Source organism: Nonomuraea sp. LP-02 (assembly GCF_036289125.1).
Taxonomy (GTDB): domain Bacteria; phylum Actinomycetota; class Actinomycetes; order Streptosporangiales; family Streptosporangiaceae; genus Nonomuraea; species Nonomuraea bangladeshensis.
The window spans coordinates 7233821-7256812 of sequence record NZ_JAXCLK010000001.1; the positions used below are offsets into that span (position 1 = coordinate 7233821).

25 protein-coding genes are annotated in these 22992 nt (G+C 69.1%); 17 read left to right on the plus strand and 8 right to left on the minus strand.

The window, feature by feature from the left end:
* The first annotated feature begins 9 nt into the window (after positions 1 to 9).
* Complete coding sequence (locus SMD20_RS34020; protein ID WP_329589175.1) at positions 10 to 303, plus strand: Dabb family protein; 294 nt, start codon at positions 10 to 12, stop codon at positions 301 to 303.
* A 3-nt stretch (positions 304 to 306) separates the two neighbouring features.
* On the opposite strand, the gene SMD20_RS34025 is transcribed toward SMD20_RS34020, so the two are convergent.
* Positions 307 to 531 (minus strand): hypothetical protein, encoded by a 225-nt coding sequence (locus tag SMD20_RS34025; protein ID WP_329589177.1) that lies wholly within the window; start codon positions 529 to 531, stop codon positions 307 to 309.
* A gap of 137 nt (positions 532 to 668) precedes the next feature.
* Positions 669 to 2474 carry an acyl-CoA dehydrogenase gene (locus SMD20_RS34030; RefSeq protein WP_329589179.1) on the minus strand — a complete coding sequence of 602 codons (1806 nt, stop codon included), beginning with the start codon at positions 2472 to 2474 and terminating at the stop codon, positions 669 to 671.
* 103 nt (positions 2475 to 2577) lie between these two features.
* Here SMD20_RS34030 and SMD20_RS34035 point away from each other — a divergent pair, with 103 nt between their 5' ends.
* Together SMD20_RS34035 and SMD20_RS34040 are read left to right on the plus strand one after the other, a co-directional pair.
* Positions 2578 to 3375: a class I SAM-dependent methyltransferase gene (locus SMD20_RS34035; RefSeq protein ID WP_329589181.1), complete on the plus strand. Its 798-nt coding sequence runs from the start codon at positions 2578 to 2580 to the stop codon at positions 3373 to 3375.
* 42 nt (positions 3376 to 3417) lie between these two features.
* A complete protein-coding gene (locus SMD20_RS34040) occupies positions 3418 to 3795 on the plus strand; it encodes a VOC family protein (RefSeq protein WP_329589182.1) in 378 nt (125 codons plus the stop codon).
* 13 nt (positions 3796 to 3808) lie between these two features.
* On the opposite strand, the gene SMD20_RS34045 is transcribed toward SMD20_RS34040, so the two are convergent.
* On the minus strand, positions 3809 to 4165 hold the full coding sequence (locus SMD20_RS34045; RefSeq protein ID WP_245774809.1) for a hypothetical protein: 357 nt from the start codon (positions 4163 to 4165) through the stop codon (positions 3809 to 3811).
* Between the two features lie 292 nt (positions 4166 to 4457).
* A complete protein-coding gene (locus SMD20_RS34050) occupies positions 4458 to 4757 on the minus strand; it encodes a hypothetical protein (RefSeq protein ID WP_329589183.1) in 300 nt (99 codons plus the stop codon).
* Positions 4758 to 4854: 97 nt separating this feature from the next.
* Between SMD20_RS34050 and SMD20_RS34055 the strand changes: the two genes are divergently transcribed.
* From SMD20_RS34055 to SMD20_RS34110, 12 genes are all read left to right on the plus strand, one after another.
* The gene (locus SMD20_RS34055) at positions 4855 to 5094 is read left to right on the plus strand and encodes a winged helix-turn-helix domain-containing protein (RefSeq protein ID WP_329592770.1); all 240 of its coding nucleotides are present in this window, start codon (positions 4855 to 4857) and stop codon (positions 5092 to 5094) included.
* Positions 5095 to 5300: 206 nt separating this feature from the next.
* Positions 5301 to 6713: a phage major capsid protein gene (locus SMD20_RS34060; RefSeq protein ID WP_329589185.1), complete on the plus strand. Its 1413-nt coding sequence runs from the start codon at positions 5301 to 5303 to the stop codon at positions 6711 to 6713.
* A 199-nt stretch (positions 6714 to 6912) separates the two neighbouring features.
* On the plus strand, positions 6913 to 7284 hold the full coding sequence (locus SMD20_RS34065; RefSeq protein WP_329589187.1) for a hypothetical protein: 372 nt from the start codon (positions 6913 to 6915) through the stop codon (positions 7282 to 7284).
* Between the two features lie 398 nt (positions 7285 to 7682).
* Positions 7683 to 7901 carry a helix-turn-helix domain-containing protein gene (locus SMD20_RS34070; protein ID WP_329589188.1) on the plus strand — a complete coding sequence of 73 codons (219 nt, stop codon included), beginning with the start codon at positions 7683 to 7685 and terminating at the stop codon, positions 7899 to 7901.
* Positions 7898 to 8020 carry a hypothetical protein gene (locus SMD20_RS34075; RefSeq protein ID WP_329589191.1) on the plus strand — a complete coding sequence of 41 codons (123 nt, stop codon included), beginning with the start codon at positions 7898 to 7900 and terminating at the stop codon, positions 8018 to 8020. The genes SMD20_RS34070 and SMD20_RS34075 overlap by 4 nt, the downstream gene beginning before the upstream one ends.
* Positions 8017 to 9873 (plus strand): AAA family ATPase, encoded by a 1857-nt coding sequence (locus SMD20_RS34080; RefSeq protein WP_329589194.1) that lies wholly within the window; start codon positions 8017 to 8019, stop codon positions 9871 to 9873. Before SMD20_RS34075 ends, SMD20_RS34080 begins: the two co-directional genes overlap by 4 nt.
* Before the next feature lie 212 nt (positions 9874 to 10085).
* Entirely contained in the window at positions 10086 to 10595 is a 510-nt protein-coding gene (locus tag SMD20_RS34085; protein WP_329589196.1) for a hypothetical protein, read from the plus strand.
* Positions 10588 to 10914: a helix-turn-helix domain-containing protein gene (locus SMD20_RS34090; protein ID WP_329589198.1), complete on the plus strand. Its 327-nt coding sequence runs from the start codon at positions 10588 to 10590 to the stop codon at positions 10912 to 10914. The genes SMD20_RS34085 and SMD20_RS34090 overlap by 8 nt, the downstream gene beginning before the upstream one ends.
* A 243-nt stretch (positions 10915 to 11157) precedes the next feature.
* A complete protein-coding gene (locus SMD20_RS34095) occupies positions 11158 to 11409 on the plus strand; it encodes a hypothetical protein (RefSeq protein WP_329589200.1) in 252 nt (83 codons plus the stop codon).
* A gap of 1 nt (position 11410) precedes the next feature.
* Positions 11411 to 11752, plus strand: a complete 342-nt coding sequence (locus SMD20_RS34100) for a hypothetical protein (protein WP_329589201.1) — start codon at positions 11411 to 11413, stop codon at positions 11750 to 11752.
* A 71-nt stretch (positions 11753 to 11823) separates the two neighbouring features.
* Positions 11824 to 13341, plus strand: coding sequence for a recombinase family protein (locus tag SMD20_RS34105; RefSeq protein WP_329589202.1), 1518 nt, complete (start codon positions 11824 to 11826; stop codon positions 13339 to 13341).
* A gap of 13 nt (positions 13342 to 13354) precedes the next feature.
* On the plus strand, positions 13355 to 13825 hold the full coding sequence (locus tag SMD20_RS34110) for a GNAT family N-acetyltransferase (RefSeq protein WP_329589204.1): 471 nt from the start codon (positions 13355 to 13357) through the stop codon (positions 13823 to 13825).
* Here SMD20_RS34110 and SMD20_RS34115 read toward each other — a convergent pair.
* Entirely contained in the window at positions 13806 to 14351 is a 546-nt protein-coding gene (locus tag SMD20_RS34115; RefSeq protein ID WP_329589206.1) for a PadR family transcriptional regulator, read from the minus strand. The two genes, SMD20_RS34110 and SMD20_RS34115, sit on opposite strands and share 20 nt — an antisense overlap.
* A gap of 73 nt (positions 14352 to 14424) precedes the next feature.
* On the opposite strand from SMD20_RS34115, the gene SMD20_RS34120 reads away from it, so the two are divergent.
* A complete protein-coding gene (locus SMD20_RS34120; RefSeq protein WP_329589207.1) occupies positions 14425 to 15195 on the plus strand; it encodes an alpha/beta fold hydrolase in 771 nt (256 codons plus the stop codon).
* On the opposite strand, the gene SMD20_RS34125 is transcribed toward SMD20_RS34120, so the two are convergent.
* Positions 15173 to 17188: a molybdopterin-containing oxidoreductase family protein gene (locus SMD20_RS34125; protein WP_329589209.1), complete on the minus strand. Its 2016-nt coding sequence runs from the start codon at positions 17186 to 17188 to the stop codon at positions 15173 to 15175. The genes SMD20_RS34120 and SMD20_RS34125 overlap by 23 nt on opposite strands.
* 235 nt (positions 17189 to 17423) lie before the next feature.
* Between SMD20_RS34125 and SMD20_RS34130 the strand changes: the two genes are divergently transcribed.
* Positions 17424 to 19799, plus strand: a complete 2376-nt coding sequence (locus SMD20_RS34130; protein WP_329589211.1) for a lysylphosphatidylglycerol synthase transmembrane domain-containing protein — start codon at positions 17424 to 17426, stop codon at positions 19797 to 19799.
* On the opposite strand, the gene mgrA is transcribed toward SMD20_RS34130, so the two are convergent.
* Entirely contained in the window at positions 19768 to 20766 is a 999-nt protein-coding gene (gene mgrA, locus SMD20_RS34135; RefSeq protein ID WP_329589213.1) for an L-glyceraldehyde 3-phosphate reductase, read from the minus strand. The two genes, SMD20_RS34130 and mgrA, sit on opposite strands and share 32 nt — an antisense overlap.
* Positions 20763 to 22853 (minus strand): S9 family peptidase, encoded by a 2091-nt coding sequence (locus SMD20_RS34140; protein ID WP_329589215.1) that lies wholly within the window; start codon positions 22851 to 22853, stop codon positions 20763 to 20765. Before SMD20_RS34140 ends, mgrA begins: the two co-directional genes overlap by 4 nt.
* Positions 22854 to 22992: the final 139 nt, after the last annotated feature.

The following is a 22992-nucleotide window of genomic DNA, read 5'->3' on the forward strand; positions in this document are numbered from 1 at the left end:
GGTGCTCCCATGATTCGCCACATCGTGCTGTTCACCTGGACCGACGACGCGACCGACGAGCAGAAGGCGACGGTGACCGCCGAGCTGCGCAAGCTGCCGGACGCGATCCCGGAGCTCCGCTCCTACACCGTCGGCCCCGACGCCGGCATCAACCAGGGCAACCACGCCTACGCGGTGGTCGCCGACTTCGACTCGGCGGACGACTATCTCGTCTACCGCGACCACCCGCGGCACCAGGCGGTCATCGCCGAGCACATCAAGCCGATCGTGGCCACCCGCGCCTCCGCGCAGATCGAGGTGTAGGGCCTAGATCTCCGGAGGGTTGTTCTCGCGGTGCATCAGGCGCCCGTCCGACGTGCGGCCCCGTCTCGGGGCCAGCACGATGCTCAGCACGACGCCCACGCCGCCCACGATCATGAAGATCAGGCCGATGACGTCCATGTGGACGCTGTCGCCGAAGACGTCGGGCTCGATCGCGAACTTCAGGATGGCGCCGAGCGTGAGGAAGAAGATGCTGACCCCGACACCCATGACGAGCCTCCCTGGTAAACGGCCGGTACGCCCACGGTCATACCCGGCCAAGGACGATCACACCCTCCACCGGCCGAACGACGGAACGCCCGCACGACGTGCGGGCGTTCCGTGCGTACCGGGACTCGGAAGGGACCTTAGAAGGCCTCCTCCGGAAGCTCCATGAGCTCCTGGCCGGTGGACTCGAGGATGCGCCGCTCCGCGGTCAGGCGGGGCAGCACGGTCTTGGCGAAGAACGTGGCCGACGCCACCTTGCCCTGGTAGAACGGGTCCTCGCCGTCCGCGAGCCGGGCCAGCGCGACCTCGGCCTGGCGCAGCAGCAGCCAGCCGATGACGAGGTCGCCGAGCGCCAGCAGCAGGCGGGTGGTGTTGAGGCCGACCTTGTAGACCTCCTCCGGCTTCTCCATCGAGCCGAGCGCCCAGGTCGCCATCGTGTCGCCCATGGCCTTGACGTCGGCGGCGGCCTCGGCCAGCAGCTCGCGCTCCTCCTTGAGCCGCCCGTTGCCGGCCTCGGAGGCGGCGAAGGCGGTGATCTCGCCGAGCAGCGCGCCGACGGCCGCGCCCTGGTTGCGCAGGATCTTCCTGAAGAACAGGTCCATGCCCTGGATGGCGGTGGTGCCCTCGTACAGGGAGTCGATCTTGGCGTCCCTGATGTACTGCTCGATCGGGTAGTCCTGCAGGTAGCCGGAGCCGCCCAGGGTCTGCAGCGAACGGGAGAGCAGCTCGTACGACCGCTCCGACCCGACGCCCTTGACCAGCGGCAGCAGCAGGTCGTTCATCGCGTGCGCGTGCCGGTCGGCCGGGTCGATCATCACGGCGTCCTGGAAGGTGGCCGTGTAGAGGACCAGGGCGCGCATGCCCTCGGCGTACGCCTTCTGCAGCATCAGCTCGCGGCGCACGTCCGGGTGGTTGACGATGGTGACGCGCGGGGCGGTCTTGTCGGTCATCTGCGTCAGGTCCGCGCCCTGGACGCGGGACCTGGCGTAGTCGAGGGCGTTGAGGTAGCCGGTCGAGAGCGTGGCGATGGCCTTGGTGCCGACCATCATGCGGGCGTGCTCGATGACCATGAACATCTGCTTGATGCCCTCGTGCACCTCGCCGACCAGCCAGCCGATCGCGGGGTGCTTCTCGCCGAAGGTGAGCTCGCAGGTCGTGGAGACCTTCAGGCCCATCTTCTTCTCGACGTTGGTGACGTAGACGCCGTTGCGCTCGCCGAGCTCGCCGGTCTCCAGGTCGACGTGGTACTTCGGCACCAGGAACATCGACAGGCCCTTGGTGCCGGGGCCGTGACCCTCCGGGCGGGCCAGCACCAGGTGGAAGATGTTGTCGGCCATGTCGTGCTCGGCGCTGGTGATGAAGCGCTTGACGCCTTCGATGTGCCAGGTGCCGTCGGGCTGGCGTACGGCCTTGGTGCGGCCGGCGCCCACGTCGGAGCCGGCGTCCGGCTCGGTCAGCACCATGGTCGCGCCCCAGTTGCGCTCGATGGCCAGCTCGGCGAAGCGCTTCTGCTCCTCGGTGCCGACCTGCCACAGGGTGTAGGCGAAGTTGGGGCCGGCGGCGTACATGTAGAGCGCCGGGTTCGCGCCCAGCACCATTTCGGCCGTGGACCAGGCGAGGCTGCGCGGGATGCCGGGGCCGCCCAGGTCGGTGGGCAGGTCGAGGTGCGCCCAGCCGCCGTCCACCAGCGCCTTGAAGGACTTCTTGAACCCCTCCGGCATGGTGACCGAGCCGGTCGCGGGGTCGAAGACCGGCGGCTTCCTGTCGCCCTCCTCGAAGGAGTCGGCGAGCACGCCGGTCGCCAGGCGGTTGACCTCTTCCAGGAGGCTGCGCGCGATGTCCTCGTCGACTTCCGCAAAGGGCCCTGCGCCGAGGATCTCGCGTCGCCCGAAGACCTCGAAGAGGTTGAATTCAAGGTCGCGAACGTTGCTCTTGTAGTGGCCCATGGGGTCGATCTCCTTGAACCGAGACAGGGGTGTACTCGCGAGTAACCTTACTCTGAAATGCTACCCGCGGGTAACCCCTGCCATGCATGGCATGCTCGTCTCCATGGACGCCGAAGAACTCGCCGCGCGGTGGCGGGAGCGACTGGAGGCCTGGGCGATCCCGGACGAGATCCTGGCCCGCGCTTCCGCCGACCCCTGGACTCACTCGCCCGAACGGTTCGGCACCCGCACCGACCGGGCCCTCGCCGAGCCGGACGACGGACCCACGATGACGAGGCTGACGGAGGCCCTGCCCGACCAGGGCACGCTGCTCGACGTGGGCTGCGGCGCCGGCGCGTCCTCGCTGCCGCTGAGCGGGCGCGTCAGCCACCTGTACGCGGTCGACTCCTCGGCCGCGATGCTCGACGGGCTCACGCTGCGGGCCGACAAGCTCGGGGTGCCGGTCACCACGATCCACGGCCGCTGGCCGGACGTCGCGGGTGAGGCCCCGGTGGCCGACGTCGCCATCGCCGCGCACGTCGTCTACAACGTGCCCGACCTGGCCGCCTTCCTGCGCGCGCTCGACGCGCACACGCGCGGGCGGGTGGTGCTGGAGCTGACGCACCGCCATCCGACGAGCTGGATGACGCCGCTCTGGCAGCACTTCCACGGCATCGACCGCCCGGCGCGGCCGGTCGCCGAGGACTGCGTGGCGCTGGCGGCGGCGCTCGGCTTCGCCGTACGGGTGGAGGAGCGGGAGGCCCCGCTGGAACGATTCAGCTCCCTGGAGGAGCTCGCGGCCAGCGCCTGCCGGCGGGCGTGCCTCGACCCGTCCCGGGCGGACGAGGTGGCCGCCACGGCCGTCGAGCTGGGCATGTGGCCGTTGCCACGGGACCGCTGGGTCACCGTCTGGTGGGACTGACACCGGTTTGACGTCTTCGGTGGTGTCGGGTTGGGTGTTCCCATGATCGAGATTCACGCCGTCACCATCGACTCCGCCGACCCGTACGAGCTCGCGAGCTGGTGGAGCAGGGCCACGGGGCTGCCTCTGGGCGAGGACGACCAGCCGGGCGACGACGAGGTGATGCTGCGGACCGAGCGGGACCCCTTCCTGCTGTTCATCCGCGTTCCCGAGGGCAAGACGGTCAAGAACCGCCTGCACTTCGACGTCAACGGCACCGCGGGCAGGACGCGCGACGAGGAGGTCGAACGGCTCATCGAGCTGGGCGCGACCGTCCACGCCGATCTGCGCCGGCCCGACGGCGCCGGATGGGTGACGATGCTCGACCCCGAGGGCAACGAGTTCTGTGTGTGCCGCAGCCAGGCCGAGCGGGAGTCCTGAAGGCCGGGCGGGGTCACCGCTCGGAGCGTGCCCGGCCCTGCATCGTGAGCGTCAGGATGCCGGCGATCAGATAGACCAGCGCGCCGTGCCACAGCGCGTGCACGGCCGAGCCGAAGACCCCCTCGCCGTCGAGGACGAGCTGCACCGGATAGTCGAGCACCGCCGTGATGCCCGCGGGCAGCAGCGCGAACTTCCACGGGTGGCGCAGCGACCAGATGCGCGCCTGCCGGGTGACCCGGTCGCCCTCGTGCGGCTTGGACACCGCCCCGATCGCGGCGATCAGGGCGAACAGGCTGATGCCGAGGCCCAGCGCCCACACCAGGTCGCCGCCGCCCGTGAGCAGGCCCATGCCGTAGCTGGCGGCGGTCACGACACCGCCGCCGACGGCCGCGGCCTTCCAAGGGGCGCCACGGAGCGCGGCACCGGAAAGCGATATCTCATCGCGTCGACTGATTTCGTTCATATCGCCATGGTCGCTCCCGGGGCCCCTTGGGAGCATCGGGGACGGACCCTGATTTCGACCCTGGTAGTTAAGTCAGGGCTGCCGTTCACACTGGCCGCGTAGACGGAAGCCTCACGGAAAGCCGAGAGCCACCAGTCCGGCGTAGGTGCCGGGTGGTGGCTCTCGTGCTGTCCGGAGTACCTCCGAGGGCTTCCCGTGGCTATGCGGTGGCTGGCCGCCTGCGGGTGCCGGACAGCGTCTTGAGCAGGGTGGGCTCTCGCTGGCTCGGGAACGAGATGTCGTAGATCGCGATGTCCCCGTAGAAGCCCTCCCCGACGTTCTCATCGAGCCAGTCGTAGGCGTCATTGACGTCGATGGTGAGGTAGGCGTCCTGAGCGTCGGACTCGCCGACCTTGAACACGCGAGCCAGGTAGGCCAGCGAGTAGAGGTGCTCCACCACGGGGAGGGTTTGGCCCTCAATTTCGATGTTGACCTGGGGGGATCGAGCCTTCTTCTGCATCGCCCCAGCGTAAGCCCTCGTACATACTCGTTCAAGCACGTTCATACTCGTAGTCGGTTGATGATGCTCTGACCTGCATGTCTACGGTTGAGCTGTGATGGAACTACGGGCTGACCAGCCGAAATGGAGGCAGGTCGCAAACATCCTGCGCAAGCGGATCGAGTCGGGCGAGTACAAGCGTGGCGTGCCGCTGCCGTCCGAGACCGCCATCATGCAGGAGTTCGGCATCGCCCGTGGCACGGTGCGCAAGGTGATTGCCCACCTTCGCGAAGAGGGCTTGATCTACACAGTTCCGCAGATCGGTTCGTTCATCGGTCCTGAGCCGGAAGACGCCTGATCTGCGCCGACTTGTGGCCTGGCAAATGGGCCTGCTTCGCTGGTGGTGGTAGTCGCACCGCGCCGAGCCTCGCTCACCCGGTTCCGCAGACGCCCCCACATAGAGGCACCTCGAACCAGACCGGGCGCGGGATGCGTCACGTCGCGTTGCCAGCGGGCACGCTTCAGGCCGCCTAGGGAACTCACCACTCTCTAGGAGAACCAGACATGAGTTACAACCGGACGCGGCACGCCGAGGTCGTCGAGCGCATGCGCGTTGTTGTCGATGAGATGGAGCAGCTCGGCACCCACGACAACCCCACCCGACCGCAGCGGCAGCGGTTCGACTCGCTGACCGACGAGCTGGAGAGCCTGACCCGCGAGGAGCGGCAGCACCGGCTGGACCGCATCACGAGCGGCAGCAACCTCAAGACCGAGCGGGGCACCCCCGGTTCCAGCAGCGACGAGTACGACTACGACCCCGCCGAGGGCAGGCCGAGGGGTGGCAGCACCCGCGACCAGGCCATGCGGGCGATCGAGCGAGCGGCCATCCCCGCCGAGGCGCAGGAGAAGGCCGAGCGGCTGCTTGGGCAGGGTGCCCCCGTCCACCGGAGCCTGGCGGAAAGGTGGGTGCTGGCCACGGGCAGCCAGGCGTACGAGCGGGCCTTCGCGCACCTCGTCGCGGACCCCGAGCGCGGGCACCTGATGTGGGACGAGGAGGAGCGCGCGGCGTTCGCCGCCGTTCAGAAGCTGCGCGGCGAGATGCGGGCCTTGAGCCTCACCGACAACGAGGGCGGCTACATGGTGCCGTTCCACCTGGACCCGGCAATCCTGCTCACGAGCGGCGGCAGCGTGGACCCCATGCGGCGGCTGGCTCGCGTCGTGCAGACCAGCAGCGATGTGTGGCACGGTGTGACTTCGGCTGGCGTGACGGCAAGCTGGCGACCCGAAGAGGAAGAGGCCAGCGACGACTCGCCGAGCTTCGGCCAGCCCAGCATTCCGGTGCACAAGGGCAACGCGTGGGTGCCGTTCTCGATCGAGATCGGAATGGACATGGTCGGCACGACGCAGGAACTGGGCAGGCTGCTCGTCGACGCAGCGGACCAGCTCCAGGCGACGGCGTTCGCCACGGGCACCGGGACCAACCAGCCCAAGGGCATCGTGACCGCTCTCGCAGGGACGGCGAGCGAGATCAACGGCAGCGGCACCGAGGTGCTGACCGCCGCCGACCCGTTCACGCTCCAGAACGCGCTGCCGCCCCGGTTCAGGCCGAGGGCTGAGTGGATGGCGGCACTGCCGATCATCAACACGCTGCGGCAGTTCGAGACCACCAACGGGTCGCTCAAGTTCCCGGAGCTGGCGAACGGCAACCTGCTGGGTCGGCCCATCAGCGAGAACAGCAACATGGACGGGTCGCTCAACCCGGCTGCGACGGCCAGCAACTTCGTCATGATCTACGGCGACTTCGCGAACTACGTGATCGTGGACCGGATCGGCACCACGATCGAGCTGGTGCCGCACCTGTTCGGTCCCAACCGACGCCCGACGGGCCAGCGCGGTCTGTACATGTACTTCCGCACGGGCGGCGACGTGGTGGTGCCGGAGGCGTTCCGGATGCTGGACGTCCCGACCACCGCGTAACAGACCAGGGGGGTGGTGCCCCCTGAGGAGGGGACCCGTTCAGACGGCGGGGGTGCCTCTCCAAAGGGCAGGGTGGGTGTTGGCTTGACGCTCACCCTGCCCCCATCTCAAGCCACCGATCAAGCCTGGAGACACCATGAGGACCCCGCCATCGAAGAATCCCGCCCGCAGGCCCAGGCAGCAGCCCAGAGGCGTTCCCATGTGGCACGGAGACGCGGACGCGCCCCTGTCCGAGCACGAGCGAGCCCAGCAGCAGGCAGCGGAGCGCGCAGCCCTGATCCAGTTCGGGCGCAACACGGCACCCAAGCTTCCGCCTGCGTCGAGCGTGGCGCTTGTCGACGTGGACGGCCTGACGGACGGCGAGCTGGCGCAGGTGCGGCGCATGGCCGCGCGGTGGTGCCTGGCGTCATCCCGTGACACCCCGTTCGGCGAGGTCATGGCGGAGCTTGCGAAGGCGCTCCAGCGGGTCGAGCAGGAACGCGCCTTCCGGCTCATGCAGTTCATCTACGGAGCCGAGGTGCCGCCCGACTGGGACACGGCTGTCGCTGCGCTCGACGACCCAGAGGAGTAGGGGGAGGGGGTGCGCACGGGTCTCCGCCGACTCGAAGGAAGACCGCGCACTCTTTCTCTTTTTCTCTGGGACCGGGGGAATCACGAGAAGTAGTCGCCGGCGTAACTCGTCGTGATCCATACGAAGCCAGAAGGGGTGTCCTGCCTGGCCTCTTACGGGGCTTGACCCCCGGTCAAATCTTTTGCCGCTGAGGCCGCCTGTGCTCTACTGGGTACTAGCAGCGAGCGGGGTAGTCCCCCGCTACCCCAGTCGGGGTGTGCCCCTTGAGGTAACTCGGGGGAGGGTTCCAGCCTCAGGCTGATGGACCCGCTGGAGTCGGGCCAGGAGGGTCCGGTATCCGGTTGTCGGAGCGAGGCTGCGCCTGACGACCTTCGGTGACGTAACCCGGAGGAAGTCAGATGACGACCCTGGTATTCAGCCCGCCCAAGCTCCAGGCCGCATTCGAACGGTCGGGCCTGTCCAAGAAAGCCTTCGCTGAGCGCTGCTGCTTCCACAGCACCTGGCCCGTGTACGAGTACCTGAGCGGTAAGCGGACGCCGAAGCGCGCCATGATCGAGCGGCTCGCGCGAGTCCTGCACGTTGAGCCGGAAGACCTCTGCGTCGAGGTGGAGCTGTGAGCGCCGAGTGGTCCGTCGAGGCCAACCCCGACCGCTACAGGCGGCTGCTGGCGATCCTCTTCAAGCGGGACGAGGCCGACGAGCGCGCCCCCGACATGGAGGAGGGCGAAGCCGCGTGACTGCCACACCCCGCGACCCCGCCCCTACTACCAGCTCTGCCACCCAGTCAAGCACGCAGAGTAACGCTCCGTCAATCCCGGTTGACATTCCCGTCAAGCCCATAAAGCGGCTGCGCCAGCAGGCGTTGCAGCTCGCCGAACGCGGCTACGCGGTGGTCCCTGTTCACGTGACGTGGGACGGCGAGGACAAGACTCTTCGGTTCCCCCTGGGCGGATGGCAAGACACAGCCACCACCGACCCTGAGGTCATCCTGAACTGGGGCCTGGGCAAGGCCACCCACATCGGTATCAACACCCAGGCGTCCGGCATCGTCGTGGTGGACCTCGACAAGAAGCACGGCAAGAACGGTCTCAACGCGTGGGCCGACCTGCTGAACCAGCACCCAGGCACCGAGCTTGGACCCGAGGCGGCAACGCCCAGCGGGGGCGTTCACATCCCCTATCGGGCAAGACCCGGCATGCCGACCCCGAACAGCCAGGACGACATTGCCGAGGGCATCGACACGCGGGGTGTGGGTGGCTTCCTGATCGCCTACGACGACCACGCGGCGTGGCCCCCGGTCTCTACGCTCCCCCCGGTGCCGGAGTGGGTCCCCAGGGCCGTGCGAGCTTCTACGAAACCCACTCCCGAGGCGGGGGCAGATGGCGGGCACAGCGATCTAGCCAAGCTGCTTGCCGAAGGTGTGGACGAAGGCGGCAGGGATAAGTGGCTGACCAAGGTCGCAGGCCACCTTGCCAAGTCACATCGGCACTTCGACGGCTACCTGGCCGTTCTCCAGACTGTCAACAGCGGTCGGTGCAGGCCAGCGCTGGACGACGCGCAGGTCGAGAAGGTCGCCAAGTCCATCTGGAGCCGGGAGAAGGCCAAGAGGCCCGAGGACGACGAGCTTGACCTGCTGACCCCCGAGAAGCTCGAAGGCGAGTTGCTCGACACGTACGGGCTGGACTCGATCCCGGACCCCCGTTACGTGGTCAAGGGCTGGCTGGACCTGGACACGATCAGCAGGCTCAACGGCAAGCCGGGTCATGGCAAGTCGTTCGTCGCCATCGACATGGCGGCGCACGTCGGGTCGGGCTTGGAGTGGCAGGGCCACAAGATCCGTCAGGGCACGGTGGTCTACGTGGCCGCCGAGGGCGGGAGCGGCATCAAGAAGCGCGTCCGAGCCTGGGAGAAGCACCACCGCAGGCGCATGGAGAACGTGCTGTTCCTGCCGAGGGCAATTCGAACCTCTCTCCGCGCTGATCGCGACCTGGTTCCCAGCCATGAATGGCGCACCCTGATCGAGGTCTGCGAGCGAATTAAGCCCGTGCTGATCGTGCTCGACACTCAGGCCCGAATCACGGTCGGGCTGGAGGAGAACAGCGCCACCGACATGGGGCACTTCGTGGAGCAAATTGAATTCCTCCGAGCCCGAACCGGAGCCTGCGTGATGGTTATTCACCATCTGGGGCACAACGGCGACCATGGGCGTGGCTCCTCGTCGGTCCTGGGTGCGCTTGGCACCGAGATGAAAATCGACCGAGGAGAGGGAGCCCTTGAACTCTCCAACCCCAAGCAGAAGGACAACGCGGCTGCCGAGCCGCTGTCATTCCGGCTAAAGGCCATCCCCCTGTGGGAGGACGAAGACGGCGAGCGAGTCACCTCATGCGTAATCGATCGGCTGGACCGCGAGCGTCTTGAGGAACTCCGCGATCGGGTGATGGTTGAAACTATTCGCCTTATCGACGAGGCCAAAATCCCGAACGACGCGAGTTACCGGAAGCTCCAGGAATGGGGCAGGGAGCGCGACATCAAGAAGGGCAACGCGTTCTGGACGGCAATCGCAAAGGCGCGTAAGGCGCGCGATGAATAGCCCCGATCCCAGGCGCTCCCGCGCTCCCCACCCTAGGGGTGTGGGAGCACGGGAGCAGCGCCCCTGGGGAGCACTCCGGAGCATGCTCCCGGAGCGCCGCACCCCCTCTGACTGGGCACGGAGCCGAGAGGCTAGGAGCAGGAGCGTGCTCCCGAGGAGCACCCACGGAGACCTGCTGCCGGGAGCACCCGAAACCCCACGGGGGAGGACCAATGAGCGACGACCTCAATAAGGCCGAAGAGGCTCTGTATGCATTCATGGACCTGTCAGGCGAGCTGAAGCCCGATAAGTTCGCTATGGAGCATCTGCTGTTTGTCATCAAGAACGCGGACCTCATGCAGTACTACCTCGACAATATCGACAACATCGACGACCCCGAAGTAAGGGCGAGAGCGCCTCGTGCCCGGTCGGAGGGTATGGAATCCCCCCAGAATTCCACCCCGGAACCCCCGGAATTCCACCCCGGAATACCGGTGGAACCCGCCCTGGAATACCAGGGGTCCGCCCTGGACCCCACGCGGAATACCACCCCGGAACTCATGGATTCCAGTAGGGGGGTGGGCCAACTGGTCGATCTCATTAGGGGAGGCCAGAAACCCACGATCGGCGACGTGCAGCGGATGTTCGGCAAATCGCACACGACGGCGCAGCGGTGGCTCGCCAAGGCCAAGAGGCAGGCTCAGGCCGACCAGCCCATTCCGCTGAGGAGGCGCAATGGCTAACCAGCAGCATTTCCACCCGCTTAAGTTCCGACTAATGCGCGTCAAGGCGTGCATGGGTCGGGCGGAGTTGGCCCGCAAAATCGGCGTCAAGACGGGGTCGCTCAAGGACTGGGAAATCGGTCGCACCGCCCCCGGCTGGCAGTCGCTGCTAAAGGCCGCAAAGGTCCTGGGCTGCGAGGTGGCCGACTTCAAGACCACCCCCGACTGGATTCCCGACGAGGACGATCGCACCCTGCTCGAATGGAACATCAAAAGGCAGCAGCCGGGAAGGCCGCAACCGCCCCGGATGCCGCATCGCCTGGAGGATCTGCCCACCTAGTGCCCACCCACTGTCCCACCCACCCTCAGTAGGGCCTACGGAAGCCCCGCGCGGGGTGGGCGGGATGTAGGTGGGGCTATGGGTGGGCGGTAGGCCCCCCGACCGGCCAGGGCGTGTTCTCGTGGGCACTCCGGAGCGGCACGCCCCCGCTGGGGCGCTCCAGGGCGGCACGGGCGGTGTGTGGCCCAGCGCATAACCGCCGGCAAATTGTGCGCGGTAATTCCGGAATGTTTCGATTTTCATATGACAGAAAAGGCGCGGGTCCGGCTCTCCTGGGGTGGCAATAACATCCCGGTGCAGCGGATCGACGGGGCAAGAGAAGCCCTCTCCGCACTATTCGGCTACTGCCCTCCATTCGAGGCGGGCGACGTAATCGGCGGCGAATGGCTCGTTGAGCTGCCCGCTGAATTCGCCGGAATGCTGAATTCGTTCGGGTTCATCCGGCTCGACTCCAACCACTCGATGTTCACCCTCACCGCTCGCAAGGAGATCTGAAATGGCCAAGACCACCGCCCCCGCCAAGCCCGCCAAGAAGACCGTCGAGCCGACCCCCTGCCTGTGCGGCTGCGGCGAGAACAGCAAGGGCAAGTTCCGCCCCGGACACGACGCCCGGATGTGCAGCCAGCTCGCCAAGCGGGTGGAGGCCAGGGAGCTGACCCGAGCCAAGGCCCTGGCCGAGGCGGGCAAGGCGAGCGAGGCGCTCAAGAACAAGCTCGCGACGATGCTCGACAACCAGGCCAAGCGGTTCAAGGAGCGCGGCGACAGGGCGGTGGCCCGAGCCCAGGCCAAGGCGGCTCGCGCGGCTGCGCGGAGCGGCGACGAGAAGGTTTCCGCCTGACCCCCACCCCACTACGGGACCCCCGAGCCACACCCGGCAAGGGGGTCCAGCCCTATCCGAGGAGGCAAAACATGAGGGCAGCTGTCTACGCGCGGGTCTCGACCGAGGACCAGACCGACAACACCAGCCTTGACGACCAGGTGCGCATCTGTCGGCGATACGCCGAGGAGCGCGGGTGGTCCGTCGTGCAGGTCTACCGGGAGGAGGGGTTCACCGGGACGAAGGCCGACAGGCCCGAGTGGTCACAGCTCATGAAGCACGCAGCCGCCAGGGCGTTCGACGTGGTGGTGGTCATGAACTGGAAGCGGTTCGCCCGCAATGCGCGGATCGGGCTCAACATCAGCTTCGAGCTTGAGGAGCTCGGTGTGGGACTGGCGGTGACCGAGCTGAACATCGACACCACGACCCCGCAGGGCAGGTTCCTCAGACTCCAGTTCCTGGGGCTGGCCGAGCTTGACCGCGATTCGGTGGTGGAGCAGATGGCCAAGGGGCAGCACGCCAAGGCCAGGGCAGGCGGGTGGCCCGCGAGCCCGAGCGCCCTGCCGTACGGTTACCGGCTGGAGGGTCAAGGCAGGAGCAACCGGGTGGTTCACAACGAGGCCGAGGTGCACATGGTGCGGCTGGTGGTCGGCTGGGTTGTGGACGAGGGGCTGACCCGAGGGCAAGCCGCCCTGCGACTCAACGCCGAGGGCTACCGCCAGAGGAACGGCAACCCCTGGCATCAGGACAACCTGAGGGACATGCTCAGGGGCAGGGGGATGCTCGGTGAACTGAACTGGGGCAGCTCCGGCAAGGGCAAATACGGCGACCCCATCAAGATTCAGGTGGAGCCGATCGTCACCGAGGAGCGGTGGCTGGCCCTGCAAGAGGCGCTGAGCCGACGCACCCGCCACTCGACCCAGGCTCGCCCGTACCTGCTCAACCAGGGGCGCATGGTGTCGCCGTGTGGGGAGCCGTACGGCGGGGTGGTGATGAGCCGCACGACCAGGCGCATCTACCGGTGCCGGAAGCGGCGATACAACTCGGTGGGTGCGCCCAAGTGCGGCTGCGTGAACCTGACTGCCGACACGATCGAGGCGCGGGTGTGGGCAGAGGTGCGTGACCTGCTCGGGAAGCCCGAGCGGCTGATGCGGCTGGCCGCCGACTACTACGCCAGCCGAGCCGACCAGGTGGAGGCAGAGCGCGACGAGCTGGAGCAGATCACGACCCACTTGGCCAAGCTGGAGCGCAGCCTCGTGTATGACGTCGCCGAGTACCTGAGGCAGGGCGTCCCGGCTGAGGTGGTCAAGGCCGCGACTGACCGCATCCGCGACGAGATGGCCGAGCTGCGGAGGCGTCGGGCGGAGCTGGTGGCCCGAACGGAGGACGCCAACGGAGCGTCGGAGCGCATGAGGGCGCTGATCGAGCTGGCCGAGCGTGCCAGCAGCCGCCTGGCAGACATGACCTCGGAGGAGCGGGCCGAGGTGGTCGAGCTGCTGCGGGTGCGGGTGACCGTGTTGGAGAACACCGCCGAGCCGCGAATCCGGATCGAGGGCGTCGTGCCGTTCCCGGACTCAACTGCCGGGGGAGAAGCCCTGAGCCGTCCCTGACATGATGCGAAACATGCACCAACCGCACGTAACAGACATCACCTTCCGTACGGCCCGCCGCGACGACGTGCCCGCCATCGTCGCGATGCTGGCCGACGACCCCCTCGGCGCCCGGCGCGAGGGCGACCCCGGCGACCCGCGTTACCTCGCGGCCTTCGACCGCGTCGACGCCGACCCCCACGACGAGCTCATCGTCGCCGAGCAGGGCGGCGAGGTGGTGGGCACGATGCAGCTCACGTACCTGGCCGGGCTCTCCCGCCTCGGGGCCGAACGCTGCCAGATCGAGGCCGTACGGGTGCACGCATCGCTCCGCGGCCAGGGGCTCGGCCGCCGGATGATCGGCTGGGCCGTGGACCGCGCCCGCGAACGCGGCTGCGCCATGGTGCAGCTCACCTCGGACAAGACCCGCACCGACGCGCACCGCTTCTACGGCTCGCTCGGCTTCGCCGCCTCCCACGAGGGCTTCAAGCTCCAGCTGAGCTGAGCCGCTCCAGCATCCACCTGCACCACTCGACGCGGTGCCGCTCGTAGCCGAGCCCGCACCAGAGCGTCGCGTAGTTGCCGAACCGGGGATCGCCGGGCGGGGGCGGGCCGCCGAAGGCCGCCTCCTCCCGCTCGTAGTCCGCCAGCCGCTCCTCGTGCATCGCGAGCTGGTCGGCGAACAGCCTCCGCAGCAGCCCCGGCTCGGCCAGCCACGACGCGTACGTCTTCAGCACCAGTTCGTCGCGCTCCGGCCGGGCCCGCGGCGGCTCGGTCACCCACGCCCGCAGCTCCGCCAGGCCGTCGGCGGTCAGATGGTAGACCTTCTTGCCCTGCGGGCCGGGGCCGTGCTCGGCCTCGAAGCCCACCAGCCCTCCGGCGCGCAGCTTCTGCAGCTCGGCGTGGATCTGGCTGTGGCCGGCCGTCCAGAAGTAGCCGACCGGGGTGCGCATGGCGGCGGCGAGGTCGTATCCGGTGCGCTCGCCGCGGGCCAGCACGGCGAGGATCGCGAATCCCAGTGTTGAGGTCATCGTGGCCCCAAGGATAAGGTGCTTCCCACTATGTCAGTTCTGACATAGTGTGCGGCATTGGAGGTGGGCGGTCGTGCGGAAACTGCTGAACGCTGTCGGACTCGTGACCATGCTGGCCGCGTCGGCCGCCTGCGGAAGTGACGGCGGGGGCGGCACGGGGGCGGCCCCCGCCCCGGCGACCCCCGCGACCAGCGCGACCAGCGCCGCCCCCAGCAGCAGCCCGCCGCCCACCGGCCCCAACGTCTCCGGCTGCTTCACCGAGGCCGACGGCAAGATCTTCGAGTACGACGGCGGCCTCCCCGGCGTGATCACCGGCACCGGCTCCACCGGCGTCGTCATCACCTACGAGCGCCGCGGCAACGTCTGCTCCTGGCGCCCGCTCTCCGACCGCCTGGTCGCCGCCGGCTACCGCGTGCTCCTCTACGCGAGAACCGCCGCCGCCCCCGAGGAAACCACCGTCGCCATGGCGAAACGCCTGGCCAAGGAGAAGGGCGTCGGCCGCGTGTTCCTGGTCGGCGGCTCGATCGGCGCCACCACCGCCGTCCCCGCCGCGCTGCGGCTCGGCCCGGAGAAGATCGCCGGCGTGGTTGCGCTGTCAGGCGAGATCGCCGCCGAGGACGCGGCGAAGCTGACCGTCCCGCTGCTCCAGATCGGCAGCGAGCACGACGACTACGGCGGGCGCGCCTCGCTCGACGCCGCCCGCGCCGCCGCCACCAAGGCCCCCGACGCCCAGGCACTCGTCATCCCGGGCGAGAGCCTGCACGCCTCCCAGCTGCTCTCCAGCCCGTACGCCGATCAGGTCCTGAGCACCGTCGAGACGTTCATGAACCGGCACAAGGGCTGACCTCGACCAGGTTGTCGTGGAAGCCCGGCCCCTTGCCCATGTCGCCGTCCCGCTCGGCCACCACCGCGTTCGGGTTCGAGCCGCCGGGGCTCAGCTTCGGCCAGCGGCCCTTGGGCGAGGCCACGACCCCGGGGGCCACCCGGTCGCTGATCTCCACGTCGGCCAGGAACTCGCCGCCGTCGTTGTGGACCCGTACGCGCTGGCCGTCCGCCAGCCCGCGCGCCGCCGCGTCGGCCGCGTTGATCAGCACCACCGGGTCCTTGGCCCGCCGCCGCAGCTCGGCGTTGTTGCCGAACGTCGTGTTGAGGAACGTGTGCGAGGCCGGCGTCACCAGCGTCAGCCGGTACGGCGAGCCGTCCGCCGCCAGCGTGGCGTGCGACGGCACGTACGCCTCCCCGGGCCGGGGGAAACGCATCCGGCCCGACCGCGTCGGGAACCCGTCGGCGAAGGGCGTGAACGGCTTGGGATAGTTCATCCGCACCCAGCCCTCCTTGCGCAGCCGGTCGAGCGTGACGCCCTCCAGCGACGGATGCCCGCTGGACAGCAACTGCTCGGCCAGCTCCAGGTCCGAGTCGTAGAGCGACGGCTCGGTGAGCCCCATGTGCCGGGCCAGCCGCCGGAACGTCTCGGTCGTCGACAGGCACTCGCCCGGCGGCTCCACCGCGGCCTCGTTCCACAGCAGGTAGAGGTGCCCGTAGCCGGCGTGCAGGTCATGGTGCTCGGTCTGCATGGTGGCCGGCAGCACGATGTCGGCGTAGTCCACGGTGTCCGTCGGGAACTGCTCCATGACGACCGTGAACAGGTCCTCGCGGGCGAGCTGCCGCCTGATGGCGTTGGCGTCGGGCGTGGACCCGAGCGGGTTGGCCGCGTACACCCACAGGCACTTCACGTCGTCGAGCTGCGAGGCGAGCTTCGTCATGACCAGCGTGCGCACCGGCTTGGGCAACAGGTCGTCACGTTTGTCGATGTCGAGGTGGACGTGCCCGCTGGTCGAGTACGCCACCCCGCCCCCCGGATGCCGCCAGTCGCCCGTGACGGACGGGATCGCGCCGATCGTCCGCATGGCCGCGCCGCCGCCCGCGTGCCGCTGGATGCCCATCGTGGCCCGGATGGCGGTCGGGCGGGTGTGCGCCAGCCGCGTCCCCAGCCTGTGGATGTCGGCCGCCGGGATGCCGGTGATCTCGCTCACCTTCTCCACCGGGTGGGCCAGAATCTCCTCACGGAAGCCGGCCCAGCCCTCGGTGTGCTCGGCCAGGTACGCCTCGTCCTGCGCGTTCTCGGCCAGCACCACGTTGAGCAGCCCGAGCGCGAGCGCCGCGTCCGTGCCCGGCCGGATGGCGAGATATTCGTCGGCCTGGTCGGCGGTCCTGGTGCGGATCGGGTCGATGGCGACCACGTGGGCGCCGTTCGCGCGGGCGTCCTGGATGAACTTCCACAGGTGGTGGCCGCTGGTCAGCGTGTTGGTGCCCCAGAGCAGGATCAGCTTGGAGAGCGCGAAGTTCTCCGGGTCCATGCCGCCCGCGGTGCCGTTCGCGCGGTAGAGGCCGCTGCTGCCGGCCGCCGAGCAGATGTTGAGCCAGTGCTTGGACGCGCCCAGCACGTTCCAGAACCGCCGGCCCGCCACGCCCTCGCAGCCCTGCAGATAGCCGAGCGTGCCGGTGCCGAGGTAGGGCCAGATGGCCTCGCCGCCGTGCTCGTCGACGATCGCGCGCAGCCGGGTGGCGATCTCCTCCAGGGCCTCGTCCCACGAGATCCGCTCGAACCGTCCCGAACCCTTCGGGCCGACCCGGCGCATCGGGTGAAGAATGCGGTCGGGCGCCTGCGTGTGCTCCAGGTAGCGGTTGACCTTCACGCACAGCGCGCCCCTGGTGTAGGGCTGGTCGGGGTTGCCGCGCAGTTTGACGGCCTGGCCGTCGTTCACGGTGACCACCCAGGAACAGGTGTCCGGGCAGTCCAGCGGACATGCCCCCAGAACCCTCAATTCGCCCGACATAGGAGACAGCCTACGCGGGGCGCCGAGAGGTGAACTGCTGGAGCTCCACCGTGTAGCCTGCCTGCGCGGACGTAGGCTGCCCGATGGGGACGGCAGGCGCCCCGTCCGCATTGCGAAACGGGGACACTGCGACCCAGAGATCTCACGGTCCTGCCGGGAAGGTGCAGAATCGCTGACGGTGGCCGAAATCAGGGAACGAGATGACACGGAGGACCTCACGGAGGGGGATCCGGCCGTGGGCGAGCCACGCGCGGACAGCGACGTCTACGTCGTAGAGCCGCTGCTGCCGCAGCGCCTGCGCCGTCCCTCCGACCTGCTGCGCTTCATCGCCACGCTCGTCGTCCTCGGCGCGGTCGTCCTGCTCGCCCTGGTCGCCAAGCAGACCCTCATCGGCCTGGAGGCCGACGTCAAGGAGGGCGCCGAGCTCGTCCCGCTGCTGAGCCGCGTCGCGGCCTTCCTCGGCGGCGCCGCCGTGCTCGTCGTGCCCACGGCGTTCGCCGTCGAACGGGTCTTCCACCGCGACGGCCTGCGCGTCGCCGAAGGGCTCATCGCCGCCATCGTCGGCATGGCCGGCTCGTTCCTGCTCGGGCAGTGGCTGGTCGGCGGCAACGTCGAGGACCTGCGCGTGCTGCTCACCGGCAACCGCGACATCGAGCCGCTGAACACCCTGCTCACCTCGGTCGTCGCCTACACCACCGCGGTCCGCATCTCCCGCCGCCCCACCTGGCGGATGCTGATGTGGACCACGATCGCGCTCTACATCCTCGCCTTCTTCTCCGGCCGCCAGATCACGATCCCCAGCGCCATCGTCACCGTCCTCGTCGGCATGGCCATCGGCTACGCCACCCTCTACGGCGTCGGCAGCCCCAACACCCGGCCGCCGGGCAGCGCCGTGGTGGCCGCGCTCCGCAAGCTGTCGTTCCAGGTCGTCTCCGCCCGCCGCATCGAGGACGACCACCAGGGCAGCCGCCGCTACGCCGTCGGGCTCAAGGACGGCACCAGCCTCGACGTCACCGTCCTCGACCGCGACCGGCAGGTGGCGGGGCTCCCGTACCGGCTGTGGCGGCGCATCAGGCTCAACTCCGAGACCCGCCGCCGCGCCATCCGCTCACTCCGCGCCGAGCTGGAGCGCGAGGCCCTCATGGCGTACGCCGGCCAGGCCGCGGGCGCCAGCACCCCGCGCCTGCTCGGCACCAGCGAGATCGGCACCGAGGCCGCCCTGCTCGCCTACGAGCACATCGAGACCCGGCCACTCGACGAGGTCCCCGACAACGAGATCGACGACGCCCTGCTGCACCAGATCTGGGAACAGGTCGAACTGCTGCAGATCCAGCGCCTCGCCCACCGCCGCCTCACCGGCGACGGCATCCACCTCGACCGGGCCGGCCGGGTCGTGCTCACCGACGCGCGCAGCGGCGAGATCGCCGCCGGCGACCTGCTGCTGCGCCTCGACGTCGCCCAGCTCCTCACCTACCTCGCGCTGCGCGTCGGCCCCGAGCGCTCCGTACGCGCCGCGGCCGCCGTGATGGGCCCCGACGCGCTCGCCGCCGCCATGCCGCTGCTCCAGCGCATCGCGCTCACCAGGGAGACCCGCGCGGCCGTCGGCAAGGCCAAGCAGATCCTGCCCGGCATCCGCGAGCAGATCGTCGCGCTCAAGCCGCAGAGCAAGGTCGAGGAGGTCCGCCTCGAACGCTTCCGCCCGCGCACGCTCGTCACCATCATCGCCAGCGCGCTCGCCGCCTACTTCCTGCTCTCCCAGCTCAGCCAGGTGAACATCTACGAGGTGGTCACCACGGCCAACTGGGCCTGGTCGATCCTGGCGCTCGCGGCCTCGTTCGTCAGCTTCGTGGCCGCCGCGCTCATGCTGCGCGGCTTCGTGCCCGAGCCGCTGCCGCTCTGGCGGACCGTGCTGGTGCAGTTCGCGTCCTCGTTCGTCAAGCTGGTCGCGCCCGCGGCCGTCGGCGGCGTCGCGATCAACACCCGCTACCTGCAGAAGCGCGGCATCCCGCCGGGCAGCGCGGTCGCCAGCGTCGGCGCCTCCCAGCTCATCATGCTGGTCTTCCACATCGCGCTGCTGCTGCTGTTCGCCTACATCACCGGCTCCAACACCGCGACGTCCTTCACCCCGTCGCGCGGCCTGGTGCTGGCGCTGCTGGCCGTGGCGGTGGCGGTCGTGGGGGTGCTGGGCGTGCCGCCGTTGCGCCGGCTGATCACCTCGCGGATGCGCCGGCTGTTCAGCAACGTGCTGCCGCGCCTGCTCGACGTGCTCCAGTCGCCGCGCAAGATGATCGAGGCGTGCACCGGCACCCTGATGATCACGATGGCGTTCGTGGTGTGCCTGGACGCCTGCGTGGCGGCGTTCGGCGGCAACCTCAGCTTCACCGCCGTCGCCGTCGTCTACCTCACGGCCAACGCCATCGGCTCGGCCGCGCCCACACCCGGCGGGCTGGGCGCGGTCGAGGGCGCGCTGGCCCTGGGCCTCACCGTGGCCGGGCTGCCGGCCGAGCTCGCGACCTCGGCCGTGCTGCTGCACCGGCTGCTCACGTTCTGGCTGCCGGTGCTGCCCGGCTGGGCCTCCTTCACCTACCTCCAGCGGCACGAGGCCCTGTGATTTTGTCAATCGCCTCCAGCTCGTCCTCGGTGAAGGCGGGACCGTCCACACACGCCACGTTGTCCTCAAGCTGCCCGACGCTGCTCGCGCCGATGAGCACACTCGTCACCCGCGGGTCCCTGAGCGTCCACGACAGCGCCATCTGCGCCAGCGTCTGACCCCGCCCGCGGGCGATCTCGTCGAGGTCGCGGGCGAGCTCCCTTTCGATCCGGTCCGGGGTGAGGAACCGGCTGGTGGCCGCCCGCGAGTCCGCCGGCACCCCCTTCAGGTAGCGGTCGGTCAGCACCCCCTGCGCCAGCGGCGAGAACACGATGCAGCCCATGCCCGCCTCCTCCAGCGTGTCCAGCAGCCCGTCCTCGATCCACCGGTTGATCATCGAGTACGACGGCTGGTGGATGAGCAGCGGCGTGCCCAGCTCGCGCATGATCCGCGCCGCCTGCGCGGTCTGCTCGGGCGAGTAGTTGGAGATGCCCGCGTACAGCGCCTTGCCCGAGCGCACCGCCCGGTCCAGCGCCCCCATGGTCTCCTCCAGCGGCGTGTCCGGGTCGGGACGGTGGCTGTAGAAGATGTCCACGTAGTCGAGGCCCATCCGGCCGAGCGACTGGTCGAGGCTCGCCAGCAGATATTTCCGCGAGCCCCACTCGCCGTACGGGCCGGGCCACATGTCGTATCCGGCCTTGGTTGAGATGACCAGCTCGTCCCGGTAGGGGAGGAAGTCCTCGCGCAGGATCCGGCCGAAGGTGCGCTCCGCGGAGCCGTACGGCACCCCGTAGTTGTTGGCCAGGTCGAAGTGCGTCACCCCGAGGTCGAACGCCCGCCGCAGGATCGCCCGCGAGTTCTCGACCGGCCGGTCGTCGCCGAAGTTGTGCCACAGGCCGAGCGACACCGCCGGCAGCCTCAGCCCGCTGCGCCCGCTCCGGTTGTACGGCTGCCGCTCGTAACGCTCCTCGTCCGCCTGATAACTCATGCCGTGCCCCTCTCGATGATCCAGGAGAGCGCGAACGCCTCCTCGCGCCAGGCGTCGTAGCGCCCGCTGCGCCCGCCGTGACCGGCCCCCATCTCCGTCTTCAGCAGGAACGGGCCGCCCTGGGCGCTCGCCCGCAGCCGGGCGATCCACTTGGCCGGCTCGTGGTAGAGGACGCGCGTGTCGTTGAGGCTGGTGATCGCCAGAACCGGCGGGTACGCCCGCCCGTCCACGTTCTCGTACGGCGTGTAGCTCTTCATGTAGGCGTACACGTCGGGGTCGTGCAGCGGGTCGCCCCACTCGTCCCACTCGATCACCGTCAGCGGCAGCGACGGATCGAGGATCGTGTTGAGCGCGTCCACGAACGGCACCTCGGCCACCACGCCGGCGAACTCCTCCGGCGCCAGGTTCGTCACCGCGCCCATCAGCAGGCCGCCCGCGGAGCCGCCCCGCGCGATGATCCGCTCACTCCAGCCGGACGCCTTCATGTGCCTGGCCGCCGCCACGAAGTCCGTGAACGTGTTGCGCTTCCTGGTCAGCTTGCCGTCCTCGTACCAGCGGCGGCCCATCTCGCCGCCGCCCCGCACGTGCGCGACCGCGAAGACGAACCCGCGGTCCAGCAGCGACAGCCGCGGCACCGAGAAGCCCGGGTCGATCGAGGTCTCGTAGCTGCCGTAGCCGTAGAGCAGGGTCGGCGCCGGCCTGGCCGCGTCCTTCCGCTTGACGATCGAGATCGGCACCCGCGTGCCGTCCTCCGCCGTGGCCCACTCGCGGAACTGCTCGTACTCGGCCGGGTCGTAGCCGCCCAGCACCGGCCGCCGCTTCAGCAGGATCAGCTCGTGGGTGTCGAGCTCGTAGTCGTACACGCTGGGCGGCGTCACCATGCTCGTGTACGTCAGCCGCAGCCGCGTCGTCGTGAACTCGGGGTTGCCGGCCGGGCCGACGTCGTACAGCGGCTCGGGGAAGTCGATCTCGTACGCGTTCCGCTCGGCCGCCTCGGCGCGCTCGCGCCAGCCCTGCCCGCCGTCCGGGTACGGCAGCACCCGCAGCCCGGTCAGCCCGTCGCGGCGGAAGTACACCACCGCGTGGTCGGCGAAGGCGTCGATGCCCAGCAGCCGGGTGTCCTCCCGGTGGGGGATCAGCGGCGTCCACGTGCCGGGGGCGTCGAGCGGCGCCGTGGCCAGCTCGAAGTTCTCGGCGTTCTCGTTGTGGAGGATGTAGAAGAAGTCGCCGGCGTGCTCGACGCTGTACTCCACGCCGGTCGTACGCGGCCGGACGACCTTGAACTCACCGGAGTGGTCGGCCGAGTCGAGGATGCGGACCTCGCTGGTGATCTTGCTGCCGGCGGCCAGCACCAGGTAGCGCTCGCTGCGGGTCAGCCCGATGCCCACCCAGTAACGCTCGTCGGCCTCCTCGTACACCAGGACGTCCTCCTGGGTGCCGAGGGTGTGCCGGTAGACCTGGTAGGGGCGCCAGGCGTCGTCCACCCGCGTGTAGAAGAACGCCGAGCCGTCGGGCGACCAGGCGCCGCCGTAGAAGATGTCGACGATCTCGTCGGGCAGCACCTCGCCCGTCTCCAGGTTCTTGAAGCGCAGGGTGAAGCGCTCGTCGCCCTTGAAGTCGGTGGAGAAGGCCAGCATCGTCCCGTCGGGGCTGACCGCGCTGGTGCCGACGGAGAAGAAGGGGCTGTCGCCCGCCAGTTCGTTGCCGTCGAGGACCACCTGCTCCAGGTCGAGGCGCTCGCCGGGGGTGATCAGCGGGGGCGCGTCGCTGTCGGCGGGGACGCGGCACGAGACGGCGTACTGCTTGCCCTCCTCGGTGCGGCTGAAGTACCACCAGGCACCCTTGCGGCTCGGCACCGACAGGTCGGTCTCCTGGGTGCGCCCCTTGATCTCCTGGAACACCTGCTCCTGGAGGTCCGTCAGATGAGCGGTCTGCTCCTTGAGAAACGCGTTCTCCGCCTCCAGATAGGCAGTGGTGTCGGGGTCGTCCTTGTTCGCCAGCCAGGCGTACTCGTCGATGAAGGTGTCGCCGTGATGCGTGCGCTCGGCCGGGATCTTCTTCGCCACAGGCGGCATGTTGCTGCTCACGTGGGGAGTCTATGTTCGGCCGTGATCGTTCTGTGGCCGGAGAGACAGGCGAATCGGCACGAGCAGCGTGGAGGCGCTGCTAATCTTTAGAAGCCGACGCGGTGCGGCGCAACCCTCCTTCATCACTCAGATGACTTTG